The sequence below is a fragment of the Pseudomonas sp. B13(2017) genome (assembly GCF_002113245.1).
Lineage (GTDB): Bacteria > Pseudomonadota > Gammaproteobacteria > Pseudomonadales > Pseudomonadaceae > Aquipseudomonas > Aquipseudomonas putida_Z.
This window is the reverse complement of sequence record NZ_NEJX01000005.1, coordinates 240,237-259,892: the sequence shown is the minus strand read 5'-3', so window position 1 is coordinate 259,892 and position 19,656 is coordinate 240,237. Positions and strand designations below refer to the sequence as shown.

Below are 19,656 nucleotides of genomic sequence, written 5' to 3'. Positions count from 1 at the left end.
GACAACCTCTCGCTAGTCGGGTCGGGGCGGTCTCGGGGAACCGCGACACTGGGTTGCAGGCAGTGTAACCGAACAACTTTTACGAGACATAGGGTCATCACTAGACCGTATAGTCTATTTCAGTCACGCCGTGCGCACTGCCCCTCGCTGCGATTGTTGCCCATGCACCATGACACAATTGCGCCCCGCGCCCTTGGCGCTGTACAGCGCCTGGTCGGCGGATTTCAGCACGGCTTCGGGGTTACGATGATCGGCCTGGCGCTCGGCCACGCCGATGCTGATGGTGACCGACACCGTGCCGCCACTGCTGCCCGCCCGCCGTTGGCGCCCGGTGGTATCGTCCTGCGGGCGGTTGTGCTGGTCGCGCAGGTGCATCACGTAATTGGCGATCACTTCGCGCACGGCCTCCACGTGCGGCACGCATTCCTCGGCGGTCTTGCCAGCAAACACCAGGGCGAATTCCTCGCCGCCATAGCGGTAGGCGCGGCCACCCCCGGTGACCTTGGACAGGCGGCTGGCGACCAGGCGCAGCACCTGGTCGCCGACGTCGTGGCCGTGGGTGTCGTTGAATTTCTTGAAGTGGTCGACATCGGTCATGGCGATCACATAGTTGCGCCCCAGGCGCTGCATGCGCTCGTTCAGCGCACGGCGCCCCGGCAGGCCGGTCAGCTCGTCGCGGAAGGCCATCTGGTAGGCCTCGTGCGCCACCGCTGCGGCGATCATCAGCATCACCTGGCTGCACATGATGTTCAGGGTGAACGGCAGGATGAAGGTTTGCGGCAGCATCCAGAAGATGCCCAGCAGGCCCATCACCTGCGCAGCGTGCAGCGGCCGTGGCGCACGCAGGTATTGCACCACCAGCAGGATGAATACGCCGAGGAACAGTGGGTAGACCATCTGGATCAGGCTCATCCACTGGCCATGCAAGGTTGGCCAGCGGATTTCCGCCAACCAGGTCAGCAGCGCTTCGGGGTAACTTTGCTCCAGGGCCACTGCCACGCTGCCCACGGCAAACAGCACGGCGCCACGGGCGACCAGGTCCTGCAACAGGTGAGTGCGCTCCTGCCAGGCACCATACAGCCCGAACAGGGCGGGCAGCAGCAGGCACACCAGGTGGAAGATCACCGCCGCGTCCTCGCGCACGCGGCCATGGTCACGGTAGAAGTCGGTCTGGGTGTCGAGCAGGTAGTAGGCGATGTACACCGTGAGCATCAGGAACAGCTCGCGCTGGCGACGGTACACCGCACAGTAGGCTCCGCCCAGCAGCAGGACCAAGGTGGGCAGGACGTTGAACAGCGATGTGAAAAAGACACTGAGGTCTCTCACATAGGCCGCGGCGAGGCCTGCCAGCAAAAGAATCAGCGAAGGCAGGAAGTGGCTCGCGCGAACAGCGTTAAAACGAAACAAGGGTAATCTCCAACCCGGCAGATCAATGGTGGCATTGTGCCCTTACTTCATCGGCAGTGCACATGAACAGTTGAATTTCGAATCAGACTCGATTCCTTGTAGGAGCGGCCTTGTGTCGCGATCGGGGTGCGAAGCGGCCCCAGGATTTCTGCCACAGCAAAGATCGCTGGGGCTGCTTTGCAGCCCATCGCGACACAAGGCCGCTCCTACAAGGGGACCGCGCTGGACCTGAAGAAATAAAAAACCCGCCTGCCGGTGAAGGCAGGCGGGTTTCGTTTACAGCGGCAGGATCAGTACGACAGGCCGAAGTGCTCTTCGTCCATCGCCATCAGGTTGTTGGCACCCGACAGCATGGTCGCCACGTGGGTACGGGTACGCGGCAGGATGCGCTGGAAGTAGAAGCGCGCGGTCTGCAGCTTGGCGGTGTAGAACGCTTCTTCGCTGGTGCCGGCAGCCAGTTTCTCGGCCGCCAGGCGGGCGATGTCGGCCCAGAAGTAGGCCAGGCAGGCGTAGCCGGAATACATCAGGTAATCGACCGAGGCCGCACCCACTTCTTCGCGGTCCTTCATGGCGGCCATACCCACTTTCATGGTCAGCTCGCCCCATTCCTTGTTCAGCGCCGCCAGCGGTTCGACGAACTCCTTGACCGCTTCGTTGCCTTCCTGCGCCTGGCAGAACTTGTGCACGATCTTGGTGAAGCCCTTCAGTGCTTCGCCCTGGGTCATCAGCACCTTGCGGCCGAGCAGGTCCAGGGCCTGGATGCCGGTGGTGCCTTCGTACAGCATGGAAATGCGGCTGTCGCGCACGTTCTGCTCCATGCCCCACTCGGCGATGAAGCCGTGGCCACCGTAGATCTGCACGCCATGGTTGGCGGCTTCGAAGCCGACCTCGGTCATGAACGCCTTGGCGATCGGGGTCAGGAACGCCAGCAGGGCATCGGCCTTCTTGCGCTCTTCTTCATCCTGGCTGTACTTGACGATGTCCACCTGCTTGGCAGTGAAGTACACCATCGCGCGGTTGCCTTCGGCGAAGGCCTTCATGGTCAGCAGCATGCGACGCACGTCCGGGTGGACGATGATCGGGTCAGCAGCCTTGTCCGGTGCTTTCGGGCCGGTCAGGGAGCGCATCTGCAGGCGCTCACGGGCGTACTTCAGGCCACCCTGGAACGCTACTTCGGCGTGGGCCAGGCCTTGCAGCGCGGTACCCAGGCGAGCGGTGTTCATGAAGGTGAACATGCAGTTCAGGCCTTTGTTGGCCGGGCCGATCAGGTAGCCGGTAGCGCCGTCGAAGTTCATCACGCAAGTGGCGTTGCCGTGGATACCCATCTTGTGTTCGATCGAGCCGCAGCTCACGCCGTTGCGCTCGCCCACACCGCCTTCGGCGTTGGGCAGGAACTTCGGCACGATGAACAGCGAGATGCCCTTGGTGCCAGCCGGTGCGTCCGGCAGGCGGGCCAGGACGATATGGACAATGTTGTCGGCCATGTCGTGCTCACCGGCCGAAATGAAGATCTTCGTGCCCGACACCTTGTAGCTGCCGTCGGCCTGTGGCTCGGCCTTGGTGCGCAGCATGCCCAGGTCGGTACCGCAGTGCGGCTCGGTCAGGCACATGGTGCCGGTCCACTCGCCGGATACCAGCTTGGTCAGGTAGGTGTGCTGCTGCTCGGCGGTGCCGTGTGCAGAGATGGTGTTCATCGCGCCGTGCGACAGGCCCGGGTACATGCCCCACGACCAGTTCGAACCACCGACCATTTCGCTCAGGGCCAGACCCAGCGACTCCGGCAGGCCCTGGCCGCCGTGCTCGACGTCATGCGCCAGGCTCGGCCAGCCGCCTTCGACGAACTGTTCGTAGGCCTCTTTGAAACCAGTCGGGGTTTTCACGCCCGACTCGCTCCAGGTGCAGCCTTCCTGGTCACCCACGCGGTTCAGTGGCGACAGCACCTGCTCACAGAACTTCGCGCCTTCTTCGAGGATCGCGTCGACCATGTCGGGCGTGGCGTCCTGGCAACCCGGCAGGCTCTGATAGTGCGCCTCATAGCCGAGCAGCTCGTCGCGAACGAAGCGGATATCACGCAAGGGAGCTTTGTAATCAGGCATTGCGATGAACCTCTAGGTGAGTTCTGTGGGGTGACCCGCACTTGGCGGCCGTCGATCAAACAGTTGTTTGAAACTTACGTTTAGCTCCGCCTTATGTCAAGGATGGACTATGGTGCCATTTACGCCACGAAAAACGGCATTCATGCCAAGCCTTGAAAAATAAAGACGCCCCTGTGGGAGCGGGCGTGCCCGCGAAAGGGTCCGGCCAGGCAGTAGAGGTGCCTGATCTGACGCATTCGCGGGCACGCCCGCTCCCACAGGGGCTGCGTGTAAATCGGGTGAGCGCCCTGTCAGGCGTAGGTGTCGATGATCCGACCGAGCATTTCGTCGGATGCCTTGGCGACCTTTGCGCCAAGCTCGACTTCGAGTTTGCCCACGGCCAGCTGCACGGTGCTGGTGGCCAGGTCCATCTGCTGGCTGCGGTCGACCGCGCGCAGGCGTTCGGCCTGAAAATCGCTGGACTGGCTGGTGGCGCTACGTTCGGCGGTGGTGCTGGCGATCTGGCTGGCGGCCTGATCGACGCGGTTCTGGCCGGTCTGGATTGCGCTCAGGCCCGCGTAGTAGGCGGAGCTACCGGTGATTTCCATGTCAGGACTCCATTGACGCTGGATGACGAACAGGCCCAATTAAAGCAGGCCAGAGGTGAAAAGGCCCGTTTAAATCCCTAATGGCCTGGTGCCAGTTGATAGGCCTTGGGTATTCCTGTATCGGCCTCTTCGCTGGCTTGCCCGCTCCCACAGGGACCGCACAATACCTGAACCCTGCGCTGTACCTGTGGGAGCGGGCAAGCCCGCGAAAGGGCCAAGCCTGGAAACGGTTAATCCAGCAGATCCAGCTGAAGGTGTTCAGCCACCATGTCGGCACTGGCCTGCTTCAATTTGGGCACCCGCCCCAGGCATGGCGCCGGCAAACGCTCGGCCAGGCTGGCCAGGTTCTCTTCCAGGCGCGAAGTACGCGGCTCGATGATGTTCGCCACCCATCCCGCCAATTGCAGCCCGTCACGGGCAATCGCTTCGGCGCTGAGCAAGGCGTGGCTGATGCACCCCAGTCGCACCCCCACCACCAGGATCACCGGCAACTTCAAGGCAATGGCCAGATCGGACAAGTTGGCCTGCCCCGACAACGGCACGCGCCAGCCACCGGCCCCCTCGATCAGGGTGAAATCGGCATTTTGTTGCAGCACATTCCGCATCGCCGCCAGCAGGTCCGACACGGCCAGCGTCACCCCTGCCTCACGTGCTGCCACATGCGGCGCAATCGCGGGCTCGAAGGCAAACGGGTTGACCTGCTCGTAGGGCAGCTTGATCGTGCTTTCATCGATCAGCGCCTGGGCGTCACTGTTGCGCAAGCCTTTCGGTGTCATGGTGCAACCGGAGGCCACCGGCTTGGCCCCCAGCGTGCTCATGCCCTGCAACCGTGCCGCATGCAACAGCCCGGCAGCGATGGTGGTCTTGCCAACATCGGTATCGGTACCGGCAATGAAATAGGCCTGGTTCATCTCGCTCCCCTTACACCTGTGGCTTGCGCAACAAACCATAGACCACCTGATAGGTGGCTGGCAGCCCCTCAGGCTGGCGAAACGCCTCATAAGCCTGCAGCAGGCCCTGCATGCGTGCCCGGCCGGTAAGCCCGGAAGGTCGGCCAGGGTTCAGGTTGTGGGCACCGAGGGCCTTGAGTTCATGGGTCAGGCTGCGTACATCCGGGTAGTGCAGCACGTGCGGGCAGCGCTGCAGCCCGAGCTGTTCGAAGCCGCTGGCTGCGCACAGGCGCTGATAGTCCTCGAAACGGCGGAAGCGGTTCACATGCACCAGGCCATCCACCGCCTGCCAACTGGCGCGCAGTTCATCGAGGGTACCCACACACAGGCTACTGAAGGCCAGCACGCCGCCCGGGCGCAGCACTCGCAGCGCTTCTGCCAGCACGCTGGCGAACTGGTCGCACCACTGCACGGCCAGGCTGGTGAACACCAGGTCGACGCTGGCATCACGCAGCGGCAAACGCTCGGCGTCACCGGCCACGTGATAGAGCGCCCCGCCCTGTTCGTTGCGGGCATGGCACAACATGCCCTCGGCGATATCCACCGCCACACCGCTGGCCTGGGTGAAACGCTCGGCCAGCGCCCGGCTGAAATGGCCGGTGCCGCTACCCAGGTCCAGCCAGCGTGACGGCTGCAGGCCTTCCGGCAACTGCTCCAGCAAGCTCGAACCCACCGCGCGCTGCAAGGCTGCCACGCTGTCGTAGCTGGCTGCGGCGCGGGAGAACGAGGCCGCTACCTGGCGCTTGTCGGGCAGCGCGCCGGGCAGGGTTGGACGGGAAAGGTCAGTCATCGCCACTCTCATGCAGGAAACTCTTGATGCCCGCCGCCAGTTCCTGCGGGTACTCCAGCAGGAACGCGTGGGAACTGTCTTCGACCAGGCCCACTTCCACATCGGGCAGCAGCTCGCTCAGCGCTTTTGCCGCCTCTGCCGGCACCAGCGCATCGCTGCCGGCGAACAGGTGCAACTGCGGGCCACCGTAGGCCTGCAGTGCTTCGCGGGTATCCAGCTTGGCCAGCACCTCAAGGCCGGTGGCCAAGTACAGCGGGTCGGTGTCCGGCACGCCTACACCCAGCTGGCGCAGCAGGGTGCGCGGTTGCAGGGCACCGTCGCTGCACAAGGTACGGAAGCGCTTCAGGGTGACCTGGGTATGGCTGCGGCAGCCGTCGAGGAAGGTGCCGAAAGTATCTTCGGCCATGCCGTGGGGCCAGTCGGGGCGAGCCACGAAACTGGGGTTGCTGGCCAGGGTCAGCAGGCCGCAGCAATGGTCGCCGCGCTTGTGCGCCAGCGCGCTGGCCAGCATGCCGCCTAACGACCAGCCGCCCAGCCAGACATCGCTCGGCAGCTTGCGGTCAAGGTGGTCGACCCAGGCCTGCACATCGCTGTGGGCCAGTTCCGGCAAGGGCATCAGCTCTACCTGCAGGCGGGCGTCCTGGGCACGCAGGCTGGCGGCCAGCGGCTCCAGAGAAGCAGTGCCCAGACCCCAACCAGGCAACAGAACAAGTCGATTACGCATCGGCGCTCTCCAACTGTGGATAACACTCGGCCAATGCATTCAACAATAGCTGCACCTGCGCCTCGCTGTGCGCGGCGCTCAATGTCACCCGCAGGCGTGCGCTGCCCGCCGGCACGGTGGGCGGGCGGATGGCCGTCACCAGCAAGCCGCGCTCGCGCAGCATGCGTGACAGGCGCAGGGCCTGTGCGCTGTCGCCGATGATGATCGGCTGGATCGGCGTCGGGCTGTCCATCAATGCCAGGCCGATCTGCTGCGCGCCTTCACGGAACTGGCGGATCAGCGCAGCCAGGTGCTCTCGGCGCCAGGCCTCGCGGCGCAGCAGTTCCAGGCTCTTGAGGGTGGCGCAGGCCAGCGCCGGTGGCTGGCTGGTGGTGTAGATGTACGGGCGGGCGAACTGCACCAGCGCCTCGATCAGCTCTTCGCTGCCGGCCACAAAGGCGCCAGCGGTACCACAGGCCTTGCCCAGCGTACCGATCAACACCGGCACATCTTCAACGCCCAGGCCGAAGTGCTCGACGATACCGCCACCCTGGGTGCCGAGGGTGCCCAGGCCATGGGCATCATCGACCATCAGCCAGGCACCGCGGGCGCGGGCGACATCGGCCAGCGCCGGCAGGTCGGCCAGGTCGCCGTCCATGCTGAACACGCCATCGGTCACTACCAGGGTATTGCCGACGGCCTTGTCCAGGCGGCTGGCCAGGCTGGCCGGGTCGTTGTGCAGGTAGCGGTTGAAACGGGCGCCGCTGAGCAAGCCGCCATCCAGCAGCGAAGCGTGGTTCAGGCGGTCCTGCAGCACCGTGTCGCCCTGCCCCACCAGCGCAGTGATGGCGCCCAGGTTGGCCATGTAGCCGGTGGAGAACAGCAGCGCGCGCGGGCGCCCGGTGAGTTCGGCCAAGGCCTCCTCCACCTGGTGGTGCGGCGTGCTGTGGCCGATCACCAGGTGCGAGGCACCGCCACCGACACCCCAGCGCTCGGCGCCGGCCTGCCAGGCGGCAATCACCTCGGGGTGGTTGGCCAGGCCCAGGTAGTCATTGCTGCAGAAGGCCAGCAGGCGCTGGCCATCGACCACCACTTCCGGCCCCTGCGGGCTTTCCAGCAGTGGCCGCTGCCGATACAGGTCTGCGGCGCGCCGTTCGGCCAGGCGCGCCGCCAGGTCGAAGGCCATTTCAGGCTGTCGCGGCGTTGTAGAACATCTCGCTGCTGCGCTGCTCGACCAGCGCCTGCTCGATGGCCGCCTGGTGCACTTCGTCGGCGTGCTCTTCACGCGCTTCGGGTTTGATGCCCAGGCGTGCGAACAGCTGCATGTCCTTGTCGGCCTGCGGGTTGGCGGTGGTCAGCAGTTTTTCGCCGTAGAAGATCGAGTTGGCGCCAGCCATGAAGGCCAGGGCCTGCATCTGCTCGTTCATCTGCTCGCGGCCAGCGGACAGGCGCACGTGCGACTTGGGCATGAGGATACGGGCCACGGCCAGCATGCGGATGAAGTCGAACGGGTCGACGTCTTCTTCCTCGGCCAGCGGCGTGCCGGCCACCTTGACCAGCATGTTGATCGGCACCGATTCCGGGTGCTCGGGCAGGTTGGCCAGCTGGATCAGCAGGCCGGCGCGGTCGTCCAGCGACTCACCCATGCCGAGGATGCCGCCGGAGCAGATCTTCATCCCGGCATCGCGCACGTAGGCCAGGGTCTGCAGACGCTCGCTGTAGGTGCGGGTGGTGATGATGCTGCCGTAGAACTCCGGCGAGGTGTCGAGGTTGTGGTTGTAGTAGTCCAGGCCGGCCTGGGCCAGGGCCTTGGTCTGTTCCTGGTCAAGCTTGCCGAGGGTCATGCAGGTTTCCAGGCCCATGGCCTTCACGCCTTTGACCATCTCCAGCACGTAGGGCATGTCTTTGGCCGACGGGTGCTTCCACGCCGCGCCCATGCAGAAGCGGGTAGAACCGATGGCTTTGGCGCGGGCGGCTTCTTCCAGCACCTTCTGCACTTCCATCAGCTTCTGTTTTTCCAGCCCGGTGTTGTAGTGGCCGGACTGTGGACAATATTTGCAATCTTCCGGGCAGGCGCCGGTCTTGATCGACAGCAGGGTCGAAACCTGCACGCGGTTCGGGTCGAAATGCGCGCGGTGCACGGTCTGCGCCTGGAACAGCAGGTCATTGAATGGTTGCTGGAACAGCGCCTTGACCTCGGCCAGGGACCAGTCGTGACGTGTTGTTGCAGTTGTGCTGGCGCTCATTGGCGTTTCCTTGTTTAGGCTGAAGCAGGCGCCGGGACAGGAAAGCCCGCCAGCGCATCACGGATAGCTCGCATAGTCATGGAAGGCCTATGAACTGTCAACCACACTGGAAAAGACTGGTTTACAAGTGCTCACATATTAACCAATCGTGTTTACTGTGCGATGAACCTGCCGAGCAGGCCTACCCGCTGTGCGTCGCCTGCGAGCAGGAACTGCCCTGGCTGGGCGATCATTGCCTGCGCTGCGCCCTGCCGTTGCCCATGGCCGGCCTGACCTGCGCTCAGTGCCAGCGCCGCGCACCGGCCTTCGAGCAGGTGCTTGCACTGTGGCATTTCGGCTTTCCGGTGGACACGCTGATCAGCCGTTTCAAGCACAACCGCCAGTGGCCCTTGGGGCGCCTGATGGCCGAATTGCTCGCGCATGGGCTGCTGCACCGCTTTACCGAAGGGCTGCCGCGCCCCGACCTGTTGTTGCCTGTACCCTTGGCCAGACGTCGACTACGGGAGCGGGGGTTCAACCAGGCGGGGATGCTCGGGCGCTGGCTGTCGTCGCACGTGGGGGTACGTTGCGACGAGCGGCTACTGTTGCGTACACGGGAGACACCTGCGCAGCAACAACTGGACGCCAAGGCCAGGCGACGCAACTTGCGCCAGGCGTTTACCGTCACGGGCAAGCTGACGGGCAAGCATGTCGCCATTGTCGATGACGTGTTGACCACCGGTGCGACCGCGCAGGCGGTTGCCCAAGTGCTGCGCAAGGCCGGTGCGCGGCGGGTGGATGTGTATTGCCTGGCGCGCACGCCCAAGCCGGGGTATGTATGACGTGTGGGAGCGGCCTTGTGTCGCGAAAAGGGTGCGTAGCAGCCCCAGCGATTTTTGCCGTGGCAGAGATCCTGGGGCTGCTACGCAGCCCTTTCGCGACACAAGGCCGCTCCCACACAAGCTACACTTCGCTGCCACTTACAATGACCGAATGCCCATGTCCCTGCCCCCCCACCTCACCCAGCACATCGCCCGCCGCCCCCAGCGCATCGCGCTGCTGCAGCACATTGCCGAAGAAGGTTCGATCACCCGCGCCGCCAAGGCTGCGGGCATCAGCTACAAGGCCGCCTGGGACGCCATCGACGAACTCAACAACCTGGCCAGCCAGCCCCTCGTCGAGCGCAGTACCGGCGGGCGTGGCGGCGGTGGTGCCCGTCTGTCGCCGGAAGGCCAGCGGGTTCTGCGCCTGTATCAGAGGCTGCAGGCCCTTCAGGCGCAAATCCTCGAAGCGGCCGAGGAGTCCAGCGACCTCGACCTGCTCGGCCGGCTGATGCTGCGTACCAGCGCGCGCAACCAGTTGCAGGGCCAGGTCAGTGGCCTGCGCCGCGAGGGACGGCATGATCGCGTCAGCCTGGCGTTGGGTGGCGGGTTGGAGATCGAGGCATTGATCACCCACGACAGCACCGCACGGCTGGAGCTGACGCTGGGGACGACGGTAGTGGCGCTGCTCAAGGCGGGGTGGGTGAGGTTGCTGGCCGACGAGGAACAGGCCGAAGCGGGGAATAACTGCCTGCGGGCGACAGTGGAGGAGGTACTGGCGGAGGCTGATGGGCCTGGTGAGGTCCGGTTGGCGTTGGGGAATGGGCAGACGTTGTGTGCGTTTGCCGAGACGGATTGGTTGGCTGGGCAGCGGGTGGCAGCAGGCAGTTCGGTGCGGGTTCAATTTCATCCCTCTTATGTATTGCTTGGGATTCCTGCATAGCCAGGCCGCGCTTTGCGCGGTTCGCGGGCTTGCCCGCTCCTACAGGGACCGCACTGCTCGATACATGTGCACCGTACTTGTGGGAGCGGGCACGCCCGCGAAGAGGCCGGTACAGGCATAACGGGTTACCATGGCCCCCACGCCGCCTACCCCCGGAGCCACCATGTCCCACCCCTTCGACACCCTTACCCCCGACCTGGTCCTGGACGCCGTGGAAAGCCTGGGCTTTCTCAGCGATGCCCGGGTGCTGGCGCTGAACAGCTACGAAAACCGCGTCTACCAGGTGGGCATCGAGGGCGCGCAACCGCTGATCGCCAAGTTCTACCGCCCAGGCCGCTGGAGCGACGCGGCCATCCTCGAAGAGCACAGCTTCACCGCCGAACTGGCCGACTGCGAAGTGCCGGTGGTCGCCCCGCTGCAGCACGACGGCCGCACCCTGTTCGAACACCAGGGCTTCCGCTTCACCCTGTTCCCCCGCCGCGGCGGCCACGCGCCAGAGCCGGGCAACCTCGACCAGCTCTACCGCCTCGGCCAGTTGCTCGGCCGCCTGCACGCCGTGGGCGCCAGCAAACCGTTCGAGCACCGCGAAGCGCTGGCTGTGGACAACTTCGGCCATGCATCGCTGAATACCCTGCTGGAAGGCGACTTCGTCCCCCGGGAACTGCTGCCTGCGTTCGAATCGGTGGCGCGCGACCTGCTCAAGCGGGTGGAGGACATCTATGCCCGCACGCCGCACCAGCTCATCCGTCTGCATGGCGACCTGCACCCCGGCAACCTGATGCACCGCGACGAGGTGTACCACGTGGTCGACCTCGACGACTGCCGCATGGGCCCGGCGGTGCAGGACCTGTGGATGATGCTGGCCGGCAGCCGCGAGGAGCGCCTGGGGCAACTGGCCGAACTGATCGACGGCTACAACGAGTTCCACGACTTCGACCCGCGCGAGCTGGCCCTGATCGAGCCCCTGCGCGCCCTGCGCCAGCTGCACTACAGCGCCTGGCTGGCGCGGCGCTGGGACGACCCGGCATTCCCGCCGAGCTTCCCCTGGTTCGGCCAGCCACGCTACTGGGGAGACCAGATTCTCGCCCTGCGCGAGCAAATGGCCGCACTGGATGAAGCGCCGCTGAAATTGTTCTAGAAGCACGCCCACCTCTGTCTACAATAGGCGTCGCTTTATTTAGCTACCTAAGCAAGGATTCTGCATGCACGCCGCAAACCCGCGTCGCGGGTACCTACTGGGCCTCAGCGCCTACATCATCTGGGGGCTGTTCCCCCTGTACTTCAAGGCAATCCAGAGCGTCCCGGCGGTGGAGATCATTGTCCACCGGGTGCTCTGGTCGGCTTTGTTCGGCTCGTTGCTGCTACTGGTGTGGAAACACCCGGGCTGGTGGCGTGAACTGCGTGACAACCCGCGCCGGCTGGGCATCCTGGCCCTGAGCGGGGCGCTGATCGCCGGCAACTGGCTGACCTACGTATGGTCGGTGAACAACGGGCGCATGCTCGAGGCCAGCCTTGGTTACTACATCAACCCACTGATCAATGTGCTGCTGGGCATGCTGATTCTCGGCGAGCGCCTGCGCCGCCTGCAGTGGCTGGCCGTGGCCATGGCCGCCGTGGGTGTGGCCCAGCAGGTGTGGCAGGTGGGCAGCCTGCCGTGGGTGTCGCTGGTACTGGCGCTGAGCTTCGGCTTCTATGGGCTGATTCGCAAACAGGCACCGGTGGCGGCATTGCCGGGCCTGGTGGTGGAAACCTGGATGCTGGTACCACTGGCCCTTGGCTGGCTGTTGCTGCACCCGGCGGCGACAAGTGCCCAGGGCGCGTTCTACACCAGCAGCGAAGCGTTGTGGCTGATGGCTGCGGGGCCGGTGACACTGGTGCCGCTGGTGTGCTTCAACGCTGCCGCGCGGCACTTGCCGTACACCACGCTGGGTTTCCTGCAGTACTTGGCGCCGACCTTGGTGCTGCTGCAGGCGGTGCTGCTGTTCGATGAGCACTTGTCGTCGAGTAACTTGGTGGCGTTCATGTTCATCTGGGCGGGTTTGGCGATTTACAGCGTCGATGCGTGGGTCAGTTTGCGCAAGCGCAGCTGATCAAAAAATGATCACAACTCTGCAGGCCTTGTATTTCGTGGCCTGCAGAGACATCTCCAAAGGTTATCCACACCCTCGTCCCCGTGCTTTGTGCACAAGCTGCTGATTTTTGGGTGTTTTTTGATCAAAGCTGTGTAAGGCGCGCGCGGTCTGGGCTGGAGAGGGGAACCCCCAGGTTATCCACAGGGCCTTCCCCGTGATATCGGGATAACCGCAGGGGGGGCCGCTTCGCGCCCCATCGCCGGCAAGCCAGCTCCCACATCGACCGCGCTACCCTCAAGGCCTGTGCAATACCTGTGGGAGCTGGCTTGCCGGCGATGGGCCGCGAAGCGGCCCCGGCAATCTCGGATCAATCCTCCGGCCGCAGCTTCAACTCCACCATCAAGTCGTCCGCCAGGCTCTCCAGCTTCTGCTGCAAATCCTCCAGCGGTAGAGTCAACGGCAAAGCCAACAACGCATCTGCATGAAACAACGGCTCGCTGCTCATCGGCGCCGGCCGCACTTCTGTTGAAAACCGCTCGACGTTCACCTGCAATTCAGCCAGCAAGCGGGTGATATCACGCACGATCCCCGGCCGGTCATTACCTACCAGCTCCATGGCAATCGGCTTCCAGGTACACGACGGCTCGATGCCGCTCTCGGCGATCAGCACGCGAATGTCATATCGGACCAACCCCTGCAGCGAAGCAACCAGCTCGTCGTAGTTTTCCGCCGGCACCGCCACCCGCAGGATGCCGGCAAACTGCCCGGCCATGCGCGACATGCGGCTTTCCAGCCAGTTGCCACTGTGGTCGGCGATGCACTGGGCAATGCGCTCGACCTGGCCGGCCTTGTCAGGGGCAATCACAGTCAGTACAAGATGATCCACAAGCCCTTCCTCGTGTCGGACCGCGCCGTGCGGCAGAAAATCGGGGGATCGACTCAGTATAGGCAAGGCGCGGCAACCTGCCGCAGGGCAATCCGCATAACGAATCGTGTACTGTTTCAAGATTTATCTGGAACAATCCACCTGTTTTTTGCGAACATACTCACTCCCAGCGTGACCATACGCGACCAACGGGTCGCATAACGGCGCTTTTAGTCTGATTTTGCCCCGCCTACTGCTTCATGTAGTATCCCGTGGCGCGGACTACAAAACGTCGTTTGGATGTCTGCCAAGGCGCCTGTGAAAATACGCACACTGTCTGCCAGCCGGTCTGGCAGGCCGCACCCAGCCGCGCTCGGGGCTTTACTCGGGGGCATGCACTGGTGCCGTGTTTAGAGAAGCGCTACAGGCTTAATACAGAAGAGCGAAATAGCTGAGCAGAGTGAGGCAAGCAATGACTGGATACGTTCAAGTCGGTGGCCTTCAGGTCGCCAAGGTCCTGTACGACTTCGTGAACAACGAAGCCATCCCAGGGACCGGCATCGTCGCCGAGCAGTTCTGGGCCGGTGCAGAGAAGATCATCAATGACCTCGCTCCAAAGAACAAAGCCCTGCTCGCCAAGCGCGACGAGCTGCAAGCCAAGATCGACGCCTGGCACCAGGCACGCAAAGGCCAGGCCCACGACGCCGTAGCCTACAAAGCATTCCTCCAGGAAATCGGCTACCTGCTGCCACAAGCCGACGATTTCCAGGCCACCACCCAGAACGTGGACGAAGAAATCGCCCACATGGCCGGCCCGCAGCTGGTCGTACCGGTGATGAACGCCCGCTTTGCCCTGAACGCCGCCAACGCCCGTTGGGGTTCGCTGTACGACGCGCTGTATGGCACCGATGCCATCAGCGATGAAGGCGGCGCCGAGAAAGGCCAAGGCTACAACAAGGTACGTGGCGACAAGGTCATCGCCTTCGCCCGCGCCTTCCTCGACGAAGCCGCGCCACTGGCGGCCGGCTCGCACGTCGACTCCACCGGCTACCGCATCGAAGGCGGCAAGCTGGTAGTTGCCCTGAAAGGTGGCAGCAACAGCGGCCTGCGTGACGACGCCCAGCTGATCGGCTTCCATGGCGATGCCGCCGCGCCGACTGCCGTGCTGCTCAAGCACAACGGCCTGCACTTCGAGATCCAGGTCGATGCCAGCACCCCGGTCGGCAGCACCGACGCCGCCGGCGTGAAAGACATCCTGATGGAATCGGCGCTGACCACCATCATGGACTGCGAAGACTCGGTTGCCGCCGTGGACGCCGACGACAAGGTGATCGTCTACCGCAACTGGCTGGGCCTGATGAAAGGCGACCTGGCCGAAAGCGTGAGCAAGGGTGGCAAGACCTTCACCCGCACCATGAACCCGGACCGCGAGTACGCCGCGCCCAACGGCGGCAGCGTGACCCTGCACGGTCGTTCGCTGCTGTTCGTGCGCAACGTTGGCCACCTGATGACCAACCCGGCGATCCTCGACGCCCAAGGCAACGAAATCCCCGAAGGCATCCAGGACGGCCTGTTCACCAACCTGATCGCCCTGCACAACCTCAATGGCAACACCAGCCGCAAGAACACCCGCAGCGGCAGCGTGTACATCGTCAAGCCGAAGATGCACGGCCCGGAGGAAGTAGCCTTCGCCGCCGAGATCTTCAGCCAGGTCGAAGACCTGCTGGGCATGAAGCGCAACACCGTCAAGGTCGGCATCATGGACGAGGAGCGCCGTACCACGGTCAACCTCAAGTCGTGCATCAAGGCCGCAGCCGAGCGCGTGGTGTTCATCAACACCGGCTTCCTCGACCGCACCGGCGATGAAATCCACACCTCGATGGAAGCCGGCGCCGTGGTGCGCAAGGGCGCCATGAAGAACGAGAAGTGGATCGGTGCCTACGAGAACAACAACGTCGACGTCGGCCTGGCCACCGGCCTGCAAGGCCGTGCGCAGATCGGCAAAGGCATGTGGGCCATGCCCGACCTGATGGCAGCCATGCTCGAGCAGAAGATCGCCCACCCGCTGGCAGGTGCCAACACCGCCTGGGTGCCGTCGCCGACCGCCGCCACCCTGCATGCCCTGCACTACCACAAGGTGGACGTACAGGCGCGTCAGCGTGAACTGGCTTCGCGCACCCCGGCGTCGGTGGACGACATCCTGTCCATCCCGCTGGCCGCCGACACCAACTGGTCGGCCGAAGAAATCCGCAACGAACTGGACAACAACGCCCAGGGCATCCTCGGCTACGTGGTGCGCTGGATCGACCAGGGTGTGGGTTGCTCGAAGGTGCCGGACATCAACAACGTCGGCCTGATGGAAGACCGCGCCACCCTGCGCATTTCGGCCCAGCTGCTGGCCAACTGGCTGCGCCATGGCGTGGTCAGCCAGGAGCAGGTGCTGGAAAGCCTCAAGCGCATGGCCGTGGTGGTCGACCAGCAGAACGCCGGCGACGCCCTGTATCGCCCGATGGCACCGAACTTCGACGACAACGTCGCGTTCCAGGCTGCGGTAGAGCTGGTGGTGGAAGGTGGCAAGCAGCCGAACGGCTATACCGAGCCGGTATTGCACCGCCGTCGCCGCGAGTTCAAGGCGCGTAACGGGTTGTAAGCGACATCTGCGACAGGGGCCGCTTTGCGGCCCTTTCGCGACACAAGGCCGCTCCTACAAGCACGCGCCAGACCTCAGCCTTGCGCGGTACTTGTAGGAGCGGCCTTGTGTCGCGAAAGGGCTGCAAAGCAGCCCCAATCCTGCACTACTCGATCTTCAGTTCTTTCTTCACCAGTTCCAGCAGCCTGTCCAGATCGACCGGCTTCAGCAGAAAATCCACAACCCCCAGGTGCATCACGTCCACCGCCTCTTTCACATCGGTGTCGCCCGACACCACGATGATCGACAACGCCGCCCGTTCCGACTCGCGAATCTGCCGGATCAGGTCCAGGCCATCCTCGGGCTGCATGCGTAAATCCGTGATCATCAAGCCGATTCGTTGCTGGTAGTGCAGGTATAGCCTGGCTTCCTCGGCCCCATCCGCTCCGACACAGTCGATCCCCCGGCTTTTCAGGTACAGGATCAGCGCCTCACGGTTCACCGCATTGTCATCCACCACCAGCACCAACGGCTTGGCTGCCACAGGCGCACTTACGACGGCCAATGCCTCGCGCTCGGCGTCGCTCAGGATGTCGTGTTGCTCAGGCATGCTCATCTCGTCAAAAAAATTCCGCTTCAGCATTAGGACCGCAGAACTTGCGTAACCCGGCTGGCCTTTCGTCGGGTCTTTGACAGGGGCGCTCATAGACTTACGTCCAATGGGCACCACCCCGCCGCAAGCCGACCATGGAGGCAGAGAACAACATGGCCGGCACCTATATATAGATATATATAGTTCGGCATAGCGATACGGTCAGTTTCATGAGCAAAAAGGACGCCTACACCCAGGCGGGCAGGACAGCAGTGCTGCAGAACATCCAGGGCACCCTGCAGTTCCTGCAGCGTTTTCCGCCGTTCAACCAGATGGAACACAGCCACCTGGCCTACCTGGTCGAACAGTGCCAGCTGCGCTTCTATGCCAGCGGCGAAAGCATCGTCAAACCTGCCGACGGGCCGGTCGAGCACTTCTACATCGTCAAGCAGGGCCGCGTGGTGGGTGAGCGCCAGCACCTGGTCAAGCCTGGTGTGGAGACCACCTTCGAAATCACCAGCGGCGAATGCTTCCCGCTGGCTGCCCTGCTCGGCGAGCGAGCGACCCGTACCGAGCACCTGGCCGGTGAGGACACCTTCTGCCTGCAGCTGAACAAGGCCGCGTTCATCCGCGTGTTCTCGATGTCGGAAGTGTTTCGGGATTTTGCCCTGCGCGGGGTCAGCAGCCTGCTCGACCAGGTCAATCAGCAGGTACGCCAGCGCGCGGTGGAAACCCTCGGCACCCAATATTCGCTGAACACGCCATTGGGTGAACTGGCCATGCGCCACCCGGTGGTGTGCAGCCCCGACACGCCCCTGCGCGACGCCGTGCGGCTGATGCACGAGCAGCAGGTCGGCAGCATCGTGGTGGTCGACCCGCAGCGCTACCCCACCGGTATCTTCACCCTGCGCGACCTGCGCCAGGTGGTGGCGGCGGCCGATGCCGACCTGGGTGCGCCCATCGCGCGGCACATGACCGCCCAGCCGTTCTACCTCAGCCCCCAGGCCAGCGCCTTCGACGCAGCCATGGCCATGACCGAGCGGCATATCGCCCACGTATGCCTGGTGGAAAACCGACGCCTGTGCGGTGTGGTTTCGGAGCGCGACCTGTTCTCCCTGCAACGGGTCGACCTGGTGCACCTGGCGCGCACCATCCGCCATGCGCCACGCCTGGATACCCTGGTCTCGCTGCGCGGCGAAATCAGCCAACTGGTCGAGCGCATGCTGGCCCATGGCGCGTCCTCCACGCAGATCACCCAGATCATCACCCTGCTCAACGACCACACCGTGTGCCGGGTGATCGAACTGGCGCTGGCCGAGCGCGGTGACCCGGGCGTGCCGTTCAGCTGGCTGTGCTTTGGCAGCGAAGGGCGACGTGAACAAACCCTGCACACCGACCAGGACAACGGCATCCTCTTCGAAGCCGCCGACAGCGCCGAAGCCGACGCCATCCGCGCACGCCTGCTGCCGCTGGCGCAATACATCAACCAGTGCCTGGCCCAGTGTGGCTTCACCCTGTGCAAGGGCAACGTCATGGCCGGCAACCCAGAGCTGTGCCTGTCGCGTAGTGAGTGGGCGCGGCGTTTTGCCGGTTTTGTCCGCGAAGCCAGCCCGGAGAACCTGCTGGGCTCGAGCATCTATTTCGACCTGCGCGTGGTGTGGGGCGACGAGCAAGGTTGCGAGCAGCTGCGCCAGGGCCTGCTCGAGCAGGTGGCCGACAACCGCATCTTCCAGCGCATGATGGCTGACAACGCCCTGCGCCAGCGCCCGCCGGTGGGCCGCCTGCGCGAGTTCGTGCTGACCCGCCAGGGCAACGACAAGGCCGCCACCCTCGACCTCAAGGTCCAGGGCCTGACGCCCTTCGTCGATGGTGCCCGGCTGCTGGCCCTGGCCAACGGCATCGGTGCCTGCAATACCCTGGAACGCCTGCGCCAGCTGGTGGCCAAGGGCGTGATCGAGGCACTGGACGGCGCAGCGTATGAAGAGGCCTACCACTTCATCCAGCAAACCCGCATGCAGCAGCACCAGCGCCAGACCCGCGACAACCTGCCCTATTCCAACCGCCTGGACCCGGACAGCCTCAACCACCTGGACCGGCGCATCCTGCGCGAGTCCCTGCGCCAGGCCCAGCGCCTGCAAAGCAGCCTGGCCTTGCGGTACCAGCTATGAGCCTGTTCGCCTGGTTGCGCCCCAGTGCGCCCGAACTGGACCATGCCACGCGCCAGCGCCTGGCCCGGCTGCCCAAGGCCGCGCCCCTGGGGGTGTGTACCCTGCGCGAGCAGCGCTGGGTGGTGCTCGATTTGGAGACCAGCGGCCTGAACCCCAACCGTGACCAGGTGCTGTCGGTTGGCGCCGTGGCCATCGAAGATGGCGCCATCGACTTTGCCCAGCAGTTCGAACGCACCCTGCACCGGCCTTTGCAGAAGACCAACGCCAGCGTGCTGATCCATGGCCTGGGCCCGAGTGCCCTGGCTGCCGGTTGCGACCCGGCCGAGGCCTTGCTCGATCTGCTCGACTTCATTGGCAATAGCCCGGTGCTGGCATTCCACGCGCCGTTCGACCAGCGCATGCTGGCCCGTGCGCTGAAGGAAAGCCTGGGCTATCGCTTGCACTCGCCCTTCCTGGATGTTGCCGAGCTGGCACCGATGCTCAACCCCGACACAGTGCTGCGCGAGGCCGGGCTGGATGACTGGGTGGCGCGGTTTGGCCTGCAGGTAGAGGAGCGCCATCATGCCAGCGCCGATGCCTTGGTGACCGCCGAGCTGGCGCTGATCCTGTTCAGCCAGGCCCGGCGCCAGCAGCTGGACAGCCCGCTGCAGCTGGAGCAGCGGCTGCGTGGGTGGCGCAGGCGCAAGGTGCACAACCACGGCCTGTAGATTTGTATTGACCTGACAGGGCCAATCGCCGGCAAGCCAGCTCCCACAGGTACTGCACAAGTTCCAGAATCAACGCGTTTCCTGTGGGAGCTGGCTTGCCG

General features: G+C 64.3%; 17 protein-coding genes. 7 read left to right on the top strand and 10 right to left on the bottom strand.

Going from position 1 to position 19,656, the window contains the following annotated elements; all coding sequences use genetic code 11:
- Positions 1–123 precede the first annotated feature (123 nt).
- The 8 genes from CAG44_RS09750 to bioB all read right to left on the bottom strand — a co-directional run bounded on the left by CAG44_RS09750 (position 124) and on the right by bioB (position 8,779).
- Positions 124–1,407, bottom strand: a complete 1,284-nt coding sequence (locus CAG44_RS09750) for a diguanylate cyclase (protein ID WP_085692016.1) — start codon at positions 1,405–1,407, stop codon at positions 124–126.
- A 290-nt stretch (positions 1,408–1,697) separates the two neighbouring features.
- The gene (locus CAG44_RS09745; RefSeq protein ID WP_085664092.1) at positions 1,698–3,503 is read right to left on the bottom strand and encodes a phenylacyl-CoA dehydrogenase; all 1,806 of its coding nucleotides are present in this window, start codon (positions 3,501–3,503) and stop codon (positions 1,698–1,700) included.
- A 290-nt stretch (positions 3,504–3,793) separates the two neighbouring features.
- Positions 3,794–4,090 carry a hypothetical protein gene (locus tag CAG44_RS09740; protein WP_003258614.1) on the bottom strand — a complete coding sequence of 99 codons (297 nt, stop codon included), beginning with the start codon at positions 4,088–4,090 and terminating at the stop codon, positions 3,794–3,796.
- 230 nt (positions 4,091–4,320) lie between these two features.
- Positions 4,321–5,001: a dethiobiotin synthase gene (gene bioD, locus CAG44_RS09735; protein WP_085692015.1), complete on the bottom strand. Its 681-nt coding sequence runs from the start codon at positions 4,999–5,001 to the stop codon at positions 4,321–4,323.
- 10 nt (positions 5,002–5,011) lie between these two features.
- The gene (gene bioC / locus CAG44_RS09730) at positions 5,012–5,830 is read right to left on the bottom strand and encodes a malonyl-ACP O-methyltransferase BioC (protein ID WP_075044392.1); all 819 of its coding nucleotides are present in this window, start codon (positions 5,828–5,830) and stop codon (positions 5,012–5,014) included.
- Positions 5,823–6,554: an alpha/beta fold hydrolase gene (locus tag CAG44_RS09725; protein ID WP_054573687.1), complete on the bottom strand. Its 732-nt coding sequence runs from the start codon at positions 6,552–6,554 to the stop codon at positions 5,823–5,825. The genes bioC and CAG44_RS09725 overlap by 8 nt, the downstream gene beginning before the upstream one ends.
- Positions 6,547–7,719, bottom strand: coding sequence for an 8-amino-7-oxononanoate synthase (gene bioF, locus CAG44_RS09720; RefSeq protein ID WP_085692014.1), 1,173 nt, complete (start codon positions 7,717–7,719; stop codon positions 6,547–6,549). The genes CAG44_RS09725 and bioF overlap by 8 nt, the downstream gene beginning before the upstream one ends.
- Position 7,720: 1 nt before the next feature.
- A complete protein-coding gene (bioB, locus tag CAG44_RS09715; RefSeq protein WP_013970556.1) occupies positions 7,721–8,779 on the bottom strand; it encodes a biotin synthase BioB in 1,059 nt (352 codons plus the stop codon).
- An 89-nt stretch (positions 8,780–8,868) separates the two neighbouring features.
- Here bioB and CAG44_RS09710 point away from each other — a divergent pair, with 89 nt between their 5' ends.
- From CAG44_RS09710 to rarD, 4 genes are all read left to right on the top strand, one after another.
- Complete coding sequence (locus CAG44_RS09710) at positions 8,869–9,600, top strand: ComF family protein (protein WP_085692013.1); 732 nt, start codon at positions 8,869–8,871, stop codon at positions 9,598–9,600.
- Between the two features lie 157 nt (positions 9,601–9,757).
- Positions 9,758–10,522 (top strand): TOBE domain-containing protein, encoded by a 765-nt coding sequence (locus tag CAG44_RS09705; protein WP_085692012.1) that lies wholly within the window; start codon positions 9,758–9,760, stop codon positions 10,520–10,522.
- Positions 10,523–10,685: 163 nt separating this feature from the next.
- Positions 10,686–11,660 (top strand): serine/threonine protein kinase, encoded by a 975-nt coding sequence (locus CAG44_RS09700; protein WP_075044386.1) that lies wholly within the window; start codon positions 10,686–10,688, stop codon positions 11,658–11,660.
- Positions 11,661–11,724: 64 nt separating this feature from the next.
- Positions 11,725–12,612, top strand: coding sequence for an EamA family transporter RarD (gene rarD, locus CAG44_RS09695; protein WP_013970552.1), 888 nt, complete (start codon positions 11,725–11,727; stop codon positions 12,610–12,612).
- A 349-nt stretch (positions 12,613–12,961) separates the two neighbouring features.
- Here rarD and CAG44_RS09690 read toward each other — a convergent pair whose 3' ends face one another.
- Positions 12,962–13,480, bottom strand: coding sequence for a glycine cleavage system protein R (locus CAG44_RS09690; RefSeq protein ID WP_085692011.1), 519 nt, complete (start codon positions 13,478–13,480; stop codon positions 12,962–12,964).
- A 451-nt stretch (positions 13,481–13,931) separates the two neighbouring features.
- On the opposite strand from CAG44_RS09690, the gene CAG44_RS09685 reads away from it, so the two are divergent.
- Complete coding sequence (locus CAG44_RS09685) at positions 13,932–16,109, top strand: malate synthase G (protein WP_085618463.1); 2,178 nt, start codon at positions 13,932–13,934, stop codon at positions 16,107–16,109.
- Between the two features lie 145 nt (positions 16,110–16,254).
- On the opposite strand, the gene CAG44_RS09680 is transcribed toward CAG44_RS09685, so the two are convergent.
- Positions 16,255–16,794, bottom strand: coding sequence for a response regulator (locus CAG44_RS09680; RefSeq protein ID WP_025337423.1), 540 nt, complete (start codon positions 16,792–16,794; stop codon positions 16,255–16,257).
- Positions 16,795–16,910: 116 nt separating this feature from the next.
- Between CAG44_RS09680 and CAG44_RS09675 the strand changes: the two genes are divergently transcribed.
- Positions 16,911–18,848, top strand: a complete 1,938-nt coding sequence (locus tag CAG44_RS09675; protein ID WP_085692010.1) for a DUF294 nucleotidyltransferase-like domain-containing protein — start codon at positions 16,911–16,913, stop codon at positions 18,846–18,848.
- Positions 18,845–19,555 (top strand): PolC-type DNA polymerase III, encoded by a 711-nt coding sequence (locus CAG44_RS09670; RefSeq protein ID WP_075044380.1) that lies wholly within the window; start codon positions 18,845–18,847, stop codon positions 19,553–19,555. The genes CAG44_RS09675 and CAG44_RS09670 overlap by 4 nt, the downstream gene beginning before the upstream one ends.
- Positions 19,556–19,656 lie beyond the last annotated feature (101 nt).

What these genes read in the sequence shown, in the direction of transcription:
- bioF (WP_085692014.1), bottom strand. Translation starts at nt 7,719, where the DNA reads ATGGCCTTCGACCTGGCGGCGCGCCTGGCCGAACGGCGCGCCGCAGAC.
- CAG44_RS09675 (WP_085692010.1), top strand. Translation starts at nt 16,911, where the DNA reads ATGAGCAAAAAGGACGCCTACACCCAGGCGGGCAGGACAGCAGTGCTG.
- CAG44_RS09725 (WP_054573687.1), bottom strand. Translation starts at nt 6,554, where the DNA reads ATGCGTAATCGACTTGTTCTGTTGCCTGGTTGGGGTCTGGGCACTGCT.
- CAG44_RS09745 (WP_085664092.1), bottom strand. Translation starts at nt 3,503, where the DNA reads ATGCCTGATTACAAAGCTCCCTTGCGTGATATCCGCTTCGTTCGCGAC.
- CAG44_RS09670 (WP_075044380.1), top strand. Translation starts at nt 18,845, where the DNA reads ATGAGCCTGTTCGCCTGGTTGCGCCCCAGTGCGCCCGAACTGGACCAT.
- bioC (WP_075044392.1), bottom strand. Translation starts at nt 5,830, where the DNA reads ATGACTGACCTTTCCCGTCCAACCCTGCCCGGCGCGCTGCCCGACAAG.
- CAG44_RS09705 (WP_085692012.1), top strand. Translation starts at nt 9,758, where the DNA reads ATGTCCCTGCCCCCCCACCTCACCCAGCACATCGCCCGCCGCCCCCAG.
- bioD (WP_085692015.1), bottom strand. Translation starts at nt 5,001, where the DNA reads ATGAACCAGGCCTATTTCATTGCCGGTACCGATACCGATGTTGGCAAG.
- bioB (WP_013970556.1), bottom strand. Translation starts at nt 8,779, where the DNA reads ATGAGCGCCAGCACAACTGCAACAACACGTCACGACTGGTCCCTGGCC.
- CAG44_RS09685 (WP_085618463.1), top strand. Translation starts at nt 13,932, where the DNA reads ATGACTGGATACGTTCAAGTCGGTGGCCTTCAGGTCGCCAAGGTCCTG.
- CAG44_RS09710 (WP_085692013.1), top strand. Translation starts at nt 8,869, where the DNA reads ATGAACTGTCAACCACACTGGAAAAGACTGGTTTACAAGTGCTCACAT.
- rarD (WP_013970552.1), top strand. Translation starts at nt 11,725, where the DNA reads ATGCACGCCGCAAACCCGCGTCGCGGGTACCTACTGGGCCTCAGCGCC.
- CAG44_RS09700 (WP_075044386.1), top strand. Translation starts at nt 10,686, where the DNA reads ATGTCCCACCCCTTCGACACCCTTACCCCCGACCTGGTCCTGGACGCC.
- CAG44_RS09680 (WP_025337423.1), bottom strand. Translation starts at nt 16,794, where the DNA reads ATGAGCGCCCCTGTCAAAGACCCGACGAAAGGCCAGCCGGGTTACGCA.
- CAG44_RS09740 (WP_003258614.1), bottom strand. Translation starts at nt 4,090, where the DNA reads ATGGAAATCACCGGTAGCTCCGCCTACTACGCGGGCCTGAGCGCAATC.